Annotated in this window: 14 protein-coding genes; 7 read left to right on the top strand and 7 right to left on the bottom strand. The window is 63.5% G+C overall.

All coding sequences use genetic code 11. From position 1 onward, the window contains the following. Positions 1 to 56 precede the first annotated feature (56 nt). From ACMHLQ_RS11035 to ACMHLQ_RS11010, 6 genes are all read left to right on the top strand, one after another. A complete protein-coding gene (locus ACMHLQ_RS11035) occupies positions 57 to 1,685 on the top strand; it encodes an amidohydrolase (RefSeq protein ID WP_415404839.1) in 1,629 nt (542 codons plus the stop codon). Between the two features lie 9 nt (positions 1,686 to 1,694). Beyond that, positions 1,695 to 2,597, top strand: a complete 903-nt coding sequence (locus ACMHLQ_RS11030) for a CobW family GTP-binding protein (protein WP_415404838.1) — start codon at positions 1,695 to 1,697, stop codon at positions 2,595 to 2,597. 271 nt (positions 2,598 to 2,868) lie between these two features. Continuing rightward, entirely contained in the window at positions 2,869 to 3,441 is a 573-nt protein-coding gene (locus ACMHLQ_RS11025; RefSeq protein ID WP_415404837.1) for an aspartyl/asparaginyl beta-hydroxylase domain-containing protein, read from the top strand. Positions 3,442 to 3,464: 23 nt separating this feature from the next. Continuing rightward, a complete protein-coding gene (locus tag ACMHLQ_RS11020; protein ID WP_415404836.1) occupies positions 3,465 to 3,884 on the top strand; it encodes a hypothetical protein in 420 nt (139 codons plus the stop codon). Then, on the top strand, positions 3,854 to 4,381 hold the full coding sequence (locus ACMHLQ_RS11015) for a hypothetical protein (RefSeq protein WP_415404835.1): 528 nt from the start codon (positions 3,854 to 3,856) through the stop codon (positions 4,379 to 4,381). The genes ACMHLQ_RS11020 and ACMHLQ_RS11015 overlap by 31 nt, the downstream gene beginning before the upstream one ends. Further along, a complete protein-coding gene (locus ACMHLQ_RS11010; protein WP_415404834.1) occupies positions 4,378 to 6,027 on the top strand; it encodes an ATP-binding cassette domain-containing protein in 1,650 nt (549 codons plus the stop codon). Before ACMHLQ_RS11015 ends, ACMHLQ_RS11010 begins: the two co-directional genes overlap by 4 nt. A 48-nt stretch (positions 6,028 to 6,075) precedes the next feature. Here the strand turns inward: ACMHLQ_RS11010 and ACMHLQ_RS11005 are convergent, their stop codons facing one another. From ACMHLQ_RS11005 to ACMHLQ_RS10980, 6 genes are all read right to left on the bottom strand, one after another. Beyond that, positions 6,076 to 6,747 carry a response regulator transcription factor gene (locus ACMHLQ_RS11005; RefSeq protein ID WP_415404833.1) on the bottom strand — a complete coding sequence of 224 codons (672 nt, stop codon included), beginning with the start codon at positions 6,745 to 6,747 and terminating at the stop codon, positions 6,076 to 6,078. Positions 6,748 to 6,869: 122 nt separating this feature from the next. Next, positions 6,870 to 8,465: an ATP-binding protein gene (locus ACMHLQ_RS11000; RefSeq protein WP_415404832.1), complete on the bottom strand. Its 1,596-nt coding sequence runs from the start codon at positions 8,463 to 8,465 to the stop codon at positions 6,870 to 6,872. 135 nt (positions 8,466 to 8,600) lie between these two features. After that, complete coding sequence (locus ACMHLQ_RS10995; RefSeq protein ID WP_415404830.1) at positions 8,601 to 9,350, bottom strand: hypothetical protein; 750 nt, start codon at positions 9,348 to 9,350, stop codon at positions 8,601 to 8,603. Continuing rightward, positions 9,311 to 9,703, bottom strand: coding sequence for a hypothetical protein (locus ACMHLQ_RS10990; protein WP_415404829.1), 393 nt, complete (start codon positions 9,701 to 9,703; stop codon positions 9,311 to 9,313). The genes ACMHLQ_RS10995 and ACMHLQ_RS10990 overlap by 40 nt, the downstream gene beginning before the upstream one ends. A 192-nt stretch (positions 9,704 to 9,895) precedes the next feature. After that, positions 9,896 to 10,645 (bottom strand): anti-sigma factor family protein, encoded by a 750-nt coding sequence (locus ACMHLQ_RS10985; protein ID WP_415404827.1) that lies wholly within the window; start codon positions 10,643 to 10,645, stop codon positions 9,896 to 9,898. Between the two features lie 7 nt (positions 10,646 to 10,652). Continuing rightward, a complete protein-coding gene (locus tag ACMHLQ_RS10980) occupies positions 10,653 to 11,183 on the bottom strand; it encodes an RNA polymerase sigma factor (protein ID WP_415404826.1) in 531 nt (176 codons plus the stop codon). Between the two features lie 143 nt (positions 11,184 to 11,326). Here ACMHLQ_RS10980 and ACMHLQ_RS10975 point away from each other — a divergent pair, with 143 nt between their 5' ends. Further along, positions 11,327 to 12,805 (top strand): S8 family serine peptidase, encoded by a 1,479-nt coding sequence (locus ACMHLQ_RS10975; protein ID WP_415404825.1) that lies wholly within the window; start codon positions 11,327 to 11,329, stop codon positions 12,803 to 12,805. Between the two features lie 7 nt (positions 12,806 to 12,812). Here the strand turns inward: ACMHLQ_RS10975 and ACMHLQ_RS10970 are convergent, their stop codons facing one another. Beyond that, complete coding sequence (locus ACMHLQ_RS10970; protein WP_415404823.1) at positions 12,813 to 13,340, bottom strand: carbonic anhydrase; 528 nt, start codon at positions 13,338 to 13,340, stop codon at positions 12,813 to 12,815. Positions 13,341 to 13,367: the final 27 nt, after the last annotated feature.

Here is a 13,367-nt window from a genome sequence, read left to right as displayed (position 1 = left end):
GGAGGATTGAAAGTCTTCTACCGTTTCAGCCAACAGCCGCGCGCGGGGACATTTCTGTGATCACCATTTTTCAGGCCAAGAAGATCATCACCATGGCACCTGCACGCCCGGAGGCCACCCATGTTGCGGTGCGCGACGGGCGTATCGTCGGTGTGGGCCACCTGGATGAACTGACGGGCTGGGGCGCGCACAAGGTGGATGACCGGTTTGCCGACAAGGTCCTGATGCCGGGTCTGGTCGAGGGGCATGCGCACACGATGGAAGGCACGCTGTGGCGCCATACCTATTGCGGCTACTTTGACCGGGTCGATCCGAACGGCAAGACTTGGCAAGGCCTCAAGGACATTGATGCGGTTATCGCCCGTTTGAGGGAGGCCGAAGCGCAGCTGGACGACCCGGACGCGCCGCTGCCGGGCTGGCAGCTGGACCCGATCTATTTCAACAACGAGCGGGTGACCCGCGCCGATCTGGACAAGGTGTCCACGACCAGGCCCGTCGGTGTCATGCATGCCTCGGGCCATATCATGAACGTCAATTCCAAGGCGCTGGAACTGGCGGGGCTGCTGAAGCCCGGCGTGAACCATCCCGGTGTGCCATTGGGCACAGATGGCCTGCCGACCGGAGAGCTGAAGGGGCCGGATATCATGACGCCGGTGGGGGCGCATGTCGGCTTTGACCGCGACATGCTGGCCTGTGACGAACGGTGCTTGCGCGATTTTGGCAAGCTGTGCGTCCGCGCGGGCGTGACCACCGTCACCGATCTGGCCGCGCGCATGTCGGACGATGTTGCCGACATGATGATACGTGTCACGGGCGAGCCGCTATTTCCCGCGCGCGTGCTGGCCATGCGGTTCTTTCAGGGGCTGACGGCGCAAGAGCTGATCGACCACGCGATCAAGTTGCAGGCGCGGTCGACCGACCGGATGCGGCTGGGGGCGATCAAGGTTATCGCGGACGGGTCGATCCAGGGCTTTTCCGCCCGCATGCGCGCGCCCGGATACTACAATGGTGCGCCCAACGGGCTGTGGTACATCACCCCGGAACATATGCGCGAGATCTATGATCTGGCCCTAGCGAACGACCTGCTTGTCCACACGCACACCAACGGGGATCAGGCGACGCAACTGGCCCTCGAGATGCTGGAAAAGGCGCTGGACAAGCGCCCGACCCAAGACCACCGCTTTACCCTGCAACACTGCCAACTGGCCGATGCCGCGCAGTTCCGGCAGATGTCCAAGCTGGGCATGTGTGTCAATCTGTTCGCCAATCACCACTTTTACTGGGGCGATGAACACTATGCCCTGACCGTGGGGCCGGAGCGGGCCGAGCGCATGAATGCGTGCCGCACGGCGCTGGCCAACAACATCCCCATGGGCATCCATTCGGATGCGCCCATCACGCCGCTTGGCCCCTTGTTCACCGCATGGTGCGCGGTGAACCGGCTGACCGCCTCGGGGCGTGTGTTGGGAGAGCACGAGCGCATTTCCATCGCGGATGCCTTGTACGCCATCACGCTGGGCGCGGCCTATACGCTGAAGCTGGACGGCGAAATCGGGTCGATCGAGGCCGGAAAACACGCCGATTTCGCGGTGCTGGAGGATGACCCGACCGCGGCGACGCCCGCATCCCTGAAGGACATCGGCGTGTGGGGCACGGTGCAGGGCGGCCGTGTCTTTGCGGCATAGGGCACGCACATGCTGTCGGTAAGCATCATCGGGGGCTATCTGGGCGCGGGCAAGACCACGCTGGTCAACAACCTGTTGCGCCAGGCCAATGGCACCAGGATCGCCGTTCTGGTCAATGAATTCGGTGCGCTGCCCATCGACGAAGACCTGATCGAAGCCCAGGACGATGCGCTGATTTCCATCGCCGGGGGCTGCGTGTGCTGCAGCTATGGCAACGACCTTGTGCAGGCGTTGCTGGACCTTTCGAAATGGGATCAGGCGCCGGATCACCTGGTGATCGAGTGCAGTGGCGTGGCCCTGCCCGCAGCGATTGCCGCGTCGGTGTCGCTGATCGAGGGGTTTCAGGTCGATGGCGTTGTCATTGTCGCTGATGCCGAGACCATCAAGGGGCAGGCCGAGGACACCTATGTCGGAGATACGATAGAACGCCAGTTGCGCGACGCGGATATCATTCTGCTGAACAAGGCGGACCTTGTGCCGCCCGCGCAACTGGACGATGTGACCAAGTGGCTGGCGACGATGTCGCCGTCTGCCCGTGTCGTTGCGACCCGTCATGCCCGCGTGCCCAACAGTGTCGTCATGCAATCCTTTGACCACGCGCCTGCGGACTTCGCGGACCCAAACCCGTCCCATGCCCCGGCCTTTGCCAGCCGCGTGATCGCGTTTCCCACCGATTGCGATGCCGAGGCGGTTGCCCGGTGGCTTGCCGACCCCGGGAACGGGCTGGTCCGTGCCAAGGGGTTTGTGCCAACGTCGCAGGGTCTGCGTGCGATCCAGACTGTCGGGGGGCGCTGGGCTGTGTCCGATGCCCCGGCGGGTGCGACACCGGGCGTTGTCATCATTGCGCAAGCAGGTCAGGCGGATCTGGACCGGGTCGCGCAGCGCCTTACGGTTGCGGGGTCGGCGGCCTAGGGCCTGCTGATTCCCTACAAAATTCGCGATTCATGTGCGTGTGTCGGGTGCAGAGTGGCTGGTTTTTGCCGTCCTGTCGGTTGCATGAAAATTTCATGAACGCGCCATTAATCCATTCTTATTTTCCTGTTAAAAATCAGTGCTTTGGTTGATCTCAAAGGGGGCGGTGCGCACAGTTGGACAAGGCCCGTGCCCCAATCTGTCGACACCTGCTGGCAGGGGGCGCGTGGTCGCAAGACCAGTGTTGCCAATGCTCGAAAGGGAGAAAAAGATGCAGTATTTCAAACGCCTCAAATCCGACGTGGACACCGCGCCCTATCTCGCGGAAATCGCAAGCGTCACCAAGGCCTGGGACGTATCGACCGGCCGTCAGGACAAGATCGCCGTGCAGCGCGAGGCCAAGGCCATTCCGTTGCGCGGGTTGCGCAAATCCGCCATCGGGGACCGCGCGCGCCGCGATGTCCACGAAAGCCGCTGGACAACCGGCTCCGCCAACTACCCGCTGGCGCGGGTCTTTCTGGAAGAGTTCGCAAACGAGCAGGACAGCATCCTGGGCCGTGCCAAGATCGTCTGCCTGCCCGCAGGCAAGCGGGTCTATCCGCATATCGATCGCGGGCTCTATTACCGGGTGCGCAACCGCTATCATTTCGTCCTGACCTCGACCGATGGGTCGTGGATGAAGGCGGGCGATGAAGAGGTTCGGATGCAGCAGGGCGAGCTGTGGTGGTTCGACAACGACCAGATGCACGAAGCCAACAATGATGGCGACCGCGACCGCATCCACATGATCTTTGACATGCTGCCCAGCCACCTTGCCGAAGAGGTGCTGGGCACTGCCGCTTAACCCAAACACAGGAGGCGTACGCCATGTGCATCGCATCTGATACAATCGGGTCCGTCGGGCCAGTGACCTTTCATCCCGGACGGGGTCCGCGGCCAGTGCCTTACTGGCTGGCGATGGCGCCGGATGCAGCCCCTGGCGTGCCGCCTCTTGTCGCCGTTCACGGCATCAGGCGCGGTGCGCAGCAACAGGCCACCCTGTTTGCCAAGCGCGCCGCTGCCATGGGGCGACACGTGATTGCCCCGCTGTTTAATACGGACACCTGGGCGGGCTATCAGCAGGCGTTTCTGCGGGGCCGTGCCGATCTGGCCTTGCTGGATGTGCTGGCCGATCTGCGTCTGCGGGGTGTGATCACCTCGGAACATGTGGATTTGTTCGGCTTTTCGGGGGTGCCCAATTTGTCCATCGCTTTGCGATGCTGCATCCCCAGACCGTTGGAACGCTGAGCATCGCGTCGCCGGGCTGGTACACATTCTTTGACGAGGCGCCCTATCCTTATGGTCTGTCACCCCGGGCGGGCCGGTCGGACAGTTGGGCCCCCAGCCTGATTGCGAACCTCGACCGCTTTCTGGCGCTGCCCATGCGGGTGTGTATCGGTGAAAAGGACCGCGTGCCCGACAAGAACACGCGCCGTGGTTTCGAGATCGACGCGCAGCAGGGATTGCACCGCATGGCGCGTGCAGAACGCTGGACCGAGGCCGTGCGCACAGCGGCACGTGCCATGGGCGTCAAACCCGACATCACGCTGCACGTCCTGCCGGGCTGTGGCCACGATTTCGAGGCCTGCATGATGCGCGGCGAGATGGACAAGATCGTGATTGACGCGCACCGGCCACCGCATGTCGGTGGCACCTGCCAGGGGCTGTGCACGGCGGCCCAGCGGCGCGCGTGCCAGGGGGCATCGCCGGGCCTTGCCCCCGACCTGATGGAGGCGGCGCAATGAGCAAGATACCGAACATCATGGGCGAGGGGCGCGGCCGGAACATCGGCGTGCTGATCGTGTTGGCGCTGGGGCAGGCGAGTGCGGCGGGCCTTGCCGCCTTTGCCACCCGCGATGTCTTTGCCGCGTTTCGCGATGGGTCGACCGCATTGCCGGTCCTTGCCTTGGCCCTTGTGGCATCGGCGGGCTTCGCCGTCGCCATCTGCCGGTTTCTCGAGCGTGTGGTGGCCGAGAAGGTCGGCCAGCATTATGCCGCGTCCTTGCGCATACGCCTGTTCAAACACATGTCGCGGGTGTCGGTGCGCGATATCGGCGCGCGGCGCAACGGGTCGTTGGCCCTGCGCTTTGTCGGAGACCTCACGGCGGTGCGCGGCTGGGTCAGCATGGGGTTGGCGCGCCTGATCTCGGCCCTGATCGTGTTGCCGGTGGCGACGGCGGTGCTGTTTTACATGAATGTCGAGATTGGATTGGCGGTCGCGGTGCCCGTTGGCCTTGGGCTGCTGATATCCGCAGCCCTCGGCCCGCGCCTTGGACCTGTGCACAAGCGCCTGCGCGCGCGCCGCGCCCGTTTGGCCGCCGATATGAGCGAGCGGATCCCCCATGCGCCCGAGTTGCGCCTGTTGGGCCGTGTCCAGATCGAGACGCAAAGGCTCAGGTCCAAGACCGACGCGCTGATCGACGCCGCCCTTGAGCGCGCAAAGGGGGCCGCCCTGTTGCGCGCCATCCCCGATGCAGTGTCCGGGCTGGCGGGGGCCTGTGTGTTCTGGGTCGCGCTGACCCGTGGGTTGCCTGCGGCGCAGGCGGCGGGCGCCTTGGCCGCTGTGGGCCTGATGATCCAGCCGATGCGCGACCTGGCCGGTGTCTGGGATCGCCACCGCGCGTGGCGCAATGCCCGCCAAAAATGCGAGAACCTGCTGGACATGCCCAAGCTGGAGAATGATCGCTCGATCGAGGCGGATGTGCCGGATGCCCCGCCCGCCCTTCAGTTCACTGACGCATCATCCGGCGCGCTGTGCGACGTCACCGTGCGCGCCCGGCCCGGTCAGAAGATCGGGATCATCGGGGCCAATGGCGCTGGCAAGTCGACGTTGCTGAGCCTTGCGGCGGGGTTGGAGCATCCACATTCCGGTCAGGTGTTGCTGGGCGATGTGCCCCCGACCGGTCTGACCACCCGCGAACGGCGGCAATTGGTGGCCTGGGTCGGGTCGCGGTCGCCCATTTTGAAAGGGTCGCTGCGCCGCGCGCTGATCATGGGCGCGCAGCCCCGCCCTGACGACGATAGCATCATTGCGCAGGCCGAAGAGTTTGGTCTGGGGCGGGTCATCGACCGGCTGGGCGGGTTGGACGGCCAGGTGGCCGAGGCGGGGCGCAACCTGTCGGCGGGCGAGATCAGGCGCGTGCTGCTGACGCGTGCCGCCCTGTCCAAACCGCGCCTGTTGCTGCTGGATGAGCCTGACGATGCGCTGGACAGCGAGGGCCCGGCCCTTGTCCGTGCGCTGGTGCATCAATGCGATGCAACGACCCTGCTGATCACGCATAACATGCAGATCGCCATGGCCATGGATGAGCTGTGGGTGGTGGATAACGGGCGTGTGGTGCAGACCGGAACGCCCGATGTCGTGCTGGCGGATGTTCGGGCGGGGCGGTGACGGAATGGACCTGCCCGCATGGTGTACACCGGCGGGCGGGTCACGGGGCTAGCCAAACCGGTAGCCTGCGCCCCGCACCGTCGTGATCAGGTGGCCATAGGGCCCGAGTTTCTTGCGCAGCCGCCCGATATAGACATCGACGACATTCGTCATCGGATCCTCGTGCGTGCCCCAGACGGAGTTCAGGATACGTTCGCGGCTGAGCGCCTTGTTCTTGCTGGCCATCAGGATCGCGATCAGGTCGCGTTCCTTGGCCGAAAGATCGATGATCTCGCCATCGACGGTCAGCACCATGGCGGTGCTGTCATAGATCAGGCCCTCATGCTGCAGCTTTCCCACGTCTTCGTCGCTGGCATATCCGGTGTTGCGCCGATGCAGGGCGTGGACCCGCGCAATCAATTCGTCAAAGTCGAAAGGCTTGGCCAGGTAGTCATCGGCCCCCAGGCGCAGGCCCGCAACGCGTTCATCGGTGCTGTCCAGCGCGGTCAGCATCAGCACGGGCGTCATATTCGAGCGGGCGCGCATCTTTTGGCAGACTTGCTGGCCAGAGACGCCCGGCAGCATCAGGTCGAGAATGAGCACGTCAAAGCTGCGGTCCTGCATGATCTCGAGCCCGGTTTCGCCGTCGCTTGCATGTTCGACAATCCACCCTTCGGCTTTCAAACCGCGCCGTATGAAATCTGCCACGCGCATTTCGTCTTCGATCAAAAGTACATTCATTATCCTCGGGCCTTTTCGTTGTCTGCCGGGTGCAACTTCGACACCCTTCTCAATGACAAACGGATCGGCGCGGGGTTTATTCCCAAAAATGTCCTGGCGTCGAAGTCTTGCCCGAAACCATGTCAGGCCGTGCCGACAACGCGCAAGGGCGGGGTGACGGGCAGTTCCATGATACTCGAAAGACCGCCGCCCTCGCGATCCTGCAACAGCGCGTTTCCGCCATGCGCCCGCGCGATGGAACGCACGACGGGCAGGCCCAAACCGGCCCCATCCTCGTACCGGTTGGCCGCGTTCGAGCCGCGAAAGAAGCGTTCGAACGCCTTTTCCTTTTCGTCATCGGGCAGGCCCGGGCCGTTGTCATCGACACAGATGCGGAACGTGGTGGGCGTGCGCAAAAGCCTGACGGAAATCTCTGGCCCGCCATAGCGGTGGGCATTCTGAAGCATGGCGGCAATACACTGGCGTATGCGGGCCGTGTCCACGGATGTTTCAGCGCTGTCCAACGTGCTGATAACCGGGATTTCCGGGTCGAACACGGCAATCGCCTCTTGCAGAAACTGCTTGAGGTCGACGCGCTCGAGCTTGAGCCGGGATTGGCCCGCTTCCTCGCGCGAGATGAACAGCAGGTCATTGACCAGCAGGTTGGTGTGGCGCGCCGTTTCGCGGGTGCGCCGTAGCGCCTCGCGGTATTCCTCGACGCTTTTGTCCGCGCCGCGCAGGGCCACGTCGCTTTCGCCCTGGATGATGGTCAGGGGCGTGCGCAATTCGTGACTGACATCAGCGAGCATCTGGCGTCGCCCGGCCTCGGCAACACGCGACTTTTCCAACAGGTTCTCCAACTCGGCGGTGCGGGTTTTGACCGCCCGTTCCAGTTCGGTGTTCTGATGGGTAAGCGCCTGTGTCCGCGCCTCGACCATTTCGGCCATGGTGTCCATGACCGCCCCGATTTCGGTGATCTCGCTGCTGCCGCGCAACTTCATACGCTGATTGAAGTGGCCCGCGGCCAATGCGTTGACACCCGTCATCAGGCGGCGCATCGGTTGCATGATGACGCGCGCATAGACCCACATCGCCCCTGCGGCCGCACCAAGCGCCAGCATGACGAGGAACAGCGCAACCTGGTTGGCCCGTTTGAGATAGCGCGCAGAATCGGCTCGGGTCTCCTGGACCTCTTCCAGCTCTTCTTCCAACGCGGCGCGGATCATCGAGCGAAAGTCGCGGTCGATCTCGTCATCCAGCATGACCGACAGACCCGTCCAGTTGCGCCCGAACTGTTCGACGGCGGTGTCCTTGCGCACCACTTCGAAGCGCGCGATCAGGTCTTCGATCTTGCGTTCGATCTGCGCGAGCAGTTCAAGCTCTTCGATTTCCTCGTCCCCGACCATCTCGATCTCGCGCCCGATCAGGGTGCGGATGGTTTTGATGTTGTCGCGGATAAAGCCGATCAGTTCCGCCTCGCCCGTGCCCTTGTCGCGGTCGCCGATCAGCATCGCATCGCCATATTGCTTGAACAGCTGATAGGTGTTGCTGCTGAGTTGCAGATGCACCTCGTAGGATTCATGGGCGAGGTTGAGCCGTTCGTTGAAAAACGCCGCACGTTGGGCCGTGCGATAGGCGAGGGCCGTGCCGCTGAGTGCAACAATCAACATGATGGCGGCCAGTCCGCGCAGCAAATTGGCGATGGTCACGGGGCGTCCTCCTGCGGTGTGGTCGCGCATGGGTTTGGGTGCAGTATAGGGGCTTGCCCGATCTCTATCACGGGCGCAAACGGGCTGTGGCCGGCTTTCGCCGCCCTGAGAGTCGTCGGGGGCCACATCATGGATGCAGCCCCCGACAGTTCCGTGAGAGTGGTGTCACGCGGCATTCATTTCCGTGATCCTTGCAGGCCCTTGTTTCGGGCCTGCCTTGGGTGTGCGCATGACCCTATGGGCCAGGGCCATGACGGCAGAGGGTGTGCACAAATCCTCGCGCGTAAGCTGGGGGATGCCCGTGGCTTTGCAGGCTTCGGCCATGGCGAGGGGGGACAGCGTCAGCTTGCCCGACATGGCGAATGGTGTGAGCCCGTGATCCGCCAGAACCCGGCTGCCGCCCACGGCCCCGAGCGCGTCGGGTGTCGCAAACAGGATCCCGTCAAAGCGGTCGCGGATCGACGATCCTTCGAGGATCTCGAGGGTTTCCTGCTGAAAGACCCCGTCGGCGATTTCCACCACCACGACATCCGCACCGTTGGCGGCCGCTGTGCCGACCAGCGTTTCAAAGCCGTGTTCGACCCGGTCCATGGGCATCCGGTAGGTGGTGGGCATGCCCGCATCCGTAAAGTCCATGGCGCAGACGCCTGCATCTTCGAACGCGTTGAAGTCGCTGAAGGCCCCTGTGCCGGTTGCCTTTACGCCCGCCACGCTGAAACCGGCCCGCGACAGGCCGTGGGCGAGGCTGACGGCGGCGGTGGTCTTGCCTGCATTCATGGAGGCGCCGAAGACGCCGATGACGGTGACATGATCGGGAATGGTCGCCGCTGGCAGGGCGTAGCGCGCGATATTGATCACTTCGCCGCTGCGGTCCGTCAGCAACCCGATCGGGCGCAGTTTCGTTGGCGGTGCCATACGGGCATGTGCGTGCTCCATCGTGCCCGCGATGCCGCCCCCGGCCAGCAAATCGGCCGTTTCGGGTGTGACGCGCGCAGCCCCTCGAACTGGTCCGGGGCATAGCGGTCACCGATACACAGCACCACCTTGTCGCCCAGATAGCTTGTCGAGGCGCGCCCGTTGGCCAGCTGGATTTTCTGGTGCTGGTTGATCTCGGAGATTTCGCACAGGATCAGATCGCCTGCGACGCCAAGCGCCACGGCAGGGTCGAGGCCCGCCACATCGTCGTGGTTCACGCGGCGTGTGGTAAAGGCCCACTTCGCGCTGAGGTGCAGCAGGGCAACGTCAAAGTCCAGGGTGTGAACGGTCATGGCAGAATTCCTCTTTTCTGGTGTGTCTGAGGATAAATTTAGGCACCTGATCTGTCAGTATCCTGTTGGTGGAGTGAATGGATTTGTAAAATGAGATGAATGGAAAATGAACGTGCAAACCATTGTTTTAAATAGGTAATACCCCGCCTGTTAGGGGCGGGGTGGGTCTGTGCGAGATGCGGGAAACCCAGGCTAGCGCAATGTCGCGAGGGCGGCGGCTTCGGCGTCGGGTTCCAGGGGCGGCCCGGCCTGCGTTGCGGCGAGGTATGCGTCCAATGTGTCCAGCGATGATGCAGGCGCGTAGCCTGTGTCGGTGGCTGCTGCCGCTGCGACCGCCATCTGCACATCCCATTGCCCGTCGGCCTGACAGGCGACCGAGACGATGGTCATGTTGTCAGTCCGGTCATATTCGAATTCGCGGCACAGGGTGTCCGCGCCGTCATAGAATGTGGCGATCAGCGCGATGCGTGCGCCGTTGTCCAGAGTGTTGTCCGCGCCGGACGGCAGCGTATTCAGCGCGGCGGTGATCTGCGGGTTCTGCACGGTCGCGATCTCGATGCTGCCCAGATCGCTATTGCCACCCGGTGACAGTGAGAGGCCCGCCCCCAGACCAATTGCAAGGGCGAGGCTGGCGGCCAGGGGCAAGGCCCAGGCGGGGCCGCGCGACCTTTGGGTCGTTGGGAAGGGGATGACGGTCTCAGCCGTTTTCTGACGGTCTGCCTCGGCCTGATCCCTGACAAATTGCACAAGGTGCTCTGGCACGGGTGCGTTCAACGCCTCGTCAAGGGCGGCCTTTGACAGGCTGCGTGTCTCGACGAACATGGCCAGACGGTCCGACAGGTCCGTGTCCTCGACAAGGGCCAGGTCCAGCTCGGACGCGCGGTCTTCGGCCAGTTCGCCATCGGCATAGGCCATCAATTCTTCGTCTGTGAACTCGGACATTTGCATCTCAGCTGTCTCCTTGCCTGTCCGAAGAACGCCCGGCATCGCGGTTTATTCCCATTTTTTCTGCAATCGCCCGTCGCGCGCGGGCCAGGCGGCTCATCACGGTGCCGACGGGTGTGTCCAGAACCTGTGACGCTTCCTTGTAGCTCAACTCTTCGACACAGATCAGCAGGATAACATCCCTCTGGTTTTCTGGCAGGGCCGCGATCGTGTCGCGGGCCGAGGTCAGCATCAATGCGGTTTCCACGGTCTGGGTGCCATCGACGGTGCGCGCCTCGGGCGCGTCGTCAATGTCGATCTCGGTGCCGCGCGACTTGGCGCGCCGGGTCATGTCGATCCATGCGTTGCGCAGGATCCGGAACAGCCATGCGTCCAGCCGCGTGCCGGTCTGGTACTGATCGCGTGCGGCAAAGGCCCGCTCGACCGTGATTTGCACAAGGTCATCGGCGGTATCTTGCGAGCGGCACAGCGAAACCGCAAATCGTCGCAGGTTTGGCAGAAACGCGATAATGTCATCTGCAAACTGGTCGGACATTGCTGCTCTTTTTTGTTGCCGGTCGAGGCGGAATATTTTCCGCCCTGTCCCGTTGTCTTTAGGGCAACTGCCAAGACCGGTGCAACGATCCGGCGCATCCGGTTGCCTGAATTTGCAAATTGCAGCTTATGCAGAGAGTGAAGATGACACAGCGTTTATGCCACCTGATTGCCCTTGTTGCCGCCCTTTGGGTGATGCCGGCCCTTGATCCGACAACCCCGATGCACGGTGCGGCGTGGGCCGATGATGACGACGATGGGGATGATGGCGACAGCGACAACGGCGATAACGGTGACTACGGGGACGATGATGATGACGACGATGACGGCTATGACAGCCGCAGCAGCGGCGGTCAGAATGGCACGCGATCCGGCAGTTCGGGTCGCCAGCCCGGGGCCAACATGCGCCCCGGTCTTCTGCGCGATTTGCTGTTTGGGCGTCAGGCCCCACCACCCCCGCCAGCGCGTGCGCCCAGCCCGGCACCAGCACCCATTCCCCTGCCCGAGCGAGCGGATGATGAAATCGTGGTTCTGGATCTGTCCGAGGCCGACCTCGGCACGCTTTTGGCGCGCGGCTATGACGTTATCCGCACGGTCGAAATCGCGACGACCAACAGCACGATGCAGCGGCTGCGCGTGCCCGACGGTCTTGGGCTGACGGCGGCGCTGGACGAGGTGCGCGCCTTGCAATCGGGGCAGGCGTCGGATTTCAACCATTTCTACCGCACCAACGAAGCGCCCGAGGTGCCTTGCGAGGGTTTGCACTGTACATCCTTCAACCAGGTCCGTTGGACGCCGCCCGCGTCCGAAACGGCGCAATGTGGGCACAGTACGGTGCGCATCGGTTTGATCGACACAGGCATCAACCCCGATCACGAGGCGTTTCTGGGCAGTCAGCTGGATGTGCTGGATTTTGACACGGGCGCCGACCGTAGCTCGGGCAACCAGCATGGTACGGCGGTGGCGGCCCTACTGATCGGGGCGCGGTCGGGGCGGGCGCAGGGCCTGTTGCCGGATGCGGACCTTGTGGCCGTCAACGCGTTCTACAGGGCGGGCCGGGACGAGCGCAGTGATGTGTTCAACCTTGTCTCGGCGATGGACCAACTGGCGATCCGAGGCGTGCGCGTGATGAACATGAGCCTTGCAGGCCCCCACAATGCCCTGCTGGAAAACATGGTGACGCGGCTGAGCGAGGATCAGACCCTGATCGTATCGGCGGCGGGCAATGGCGGCTCACGCGGCCCGCGCGTGTATCCCGGGGGGTATGATCCGGTGATGACGGTGACGGCGGTCGATGTGAACGACCGCGTCTATCGGCGGGCCAGCCGAGGCGCGCATGTCGATCTGGCGGCCCCGGGGGTCGAGGTATGGACCGCCGCCTCTGTCCGGGGCATCCGGACCAAGACGGGCACCTCATTTGCCACGCCGTTCGCTACGGCGGCGGCGGCGGTTCTGATGTCTGCGCAGCCCGGTATCCGCATTGGAGAGGTCAAGGCGTTCCTGCGCAACACAGCTGTGGATCTGGGAGAGGCGGGCGTTGACGAGACCTATGGCGCGGGCCTTGTGCAATTCGCGCCCATCTGCGCGCCCATTCCGAGTTTGCAGCCGGTGCTGGTGGACTGAGTACCGGCTAGCTCATGGGGGTGGGTGCCACGACCTCTGTCACCTGCCCGGTTTTGATATCGTAGAGCACGCCGGTTGCCACGACATGCGCCGGTATCTTGTCCGATGCTTTGAGCCGCGCGATGTCATCCGTCAGGTCTTGATCGTGATCGGTGATGGCGCTGTGTGCGACATCTATGTCGAGCCGCTGTTTGATCATCGCCTGAAATCCGGGATCGGCGAAGCGTTCCGCCCCGCATTGGGTGTGCTGCATGACGATCAGGTTGAAGGGGCCGGGGGTGTCGCCGTCGATCATCGCCGCCATGAAGGCCAGTGTCGCGATCTCGTCAAGGGCGTCGTCGGTGACGCGGCCCCCGGCATTGCGCATCACCACCACCTCGCCCAAATCGAGGCCAAAGATGTGGCACGGATCGACCCGCGCATCGGCGCATGTGAGGATCACGGTGCGCATTTTGGGCAGGATCGGCAGATCGCCTTGCGCAAACGCGGCGGCAAAGGTGGCATTGCGGGCCAGAAGGGTGTCCATATGTGTCATGTCGTTGTTGTCCTGTGAGTGGTGGCT

It is taken from the genome of Tateyamaria algicola (assembly GCF_047715485.1).
In the GTDB taxonomy this organism is placed as follows: Bacteria; Pseudomonadota; Alphaproteobacteria; order Rhodobacterales; family Rhodobacteraceae; genus Tateyamaria.
Note: the sequence above shows the minus strand (reverse complement) of the source record. Positions and strands in the feature narration are given on the sequence as shown.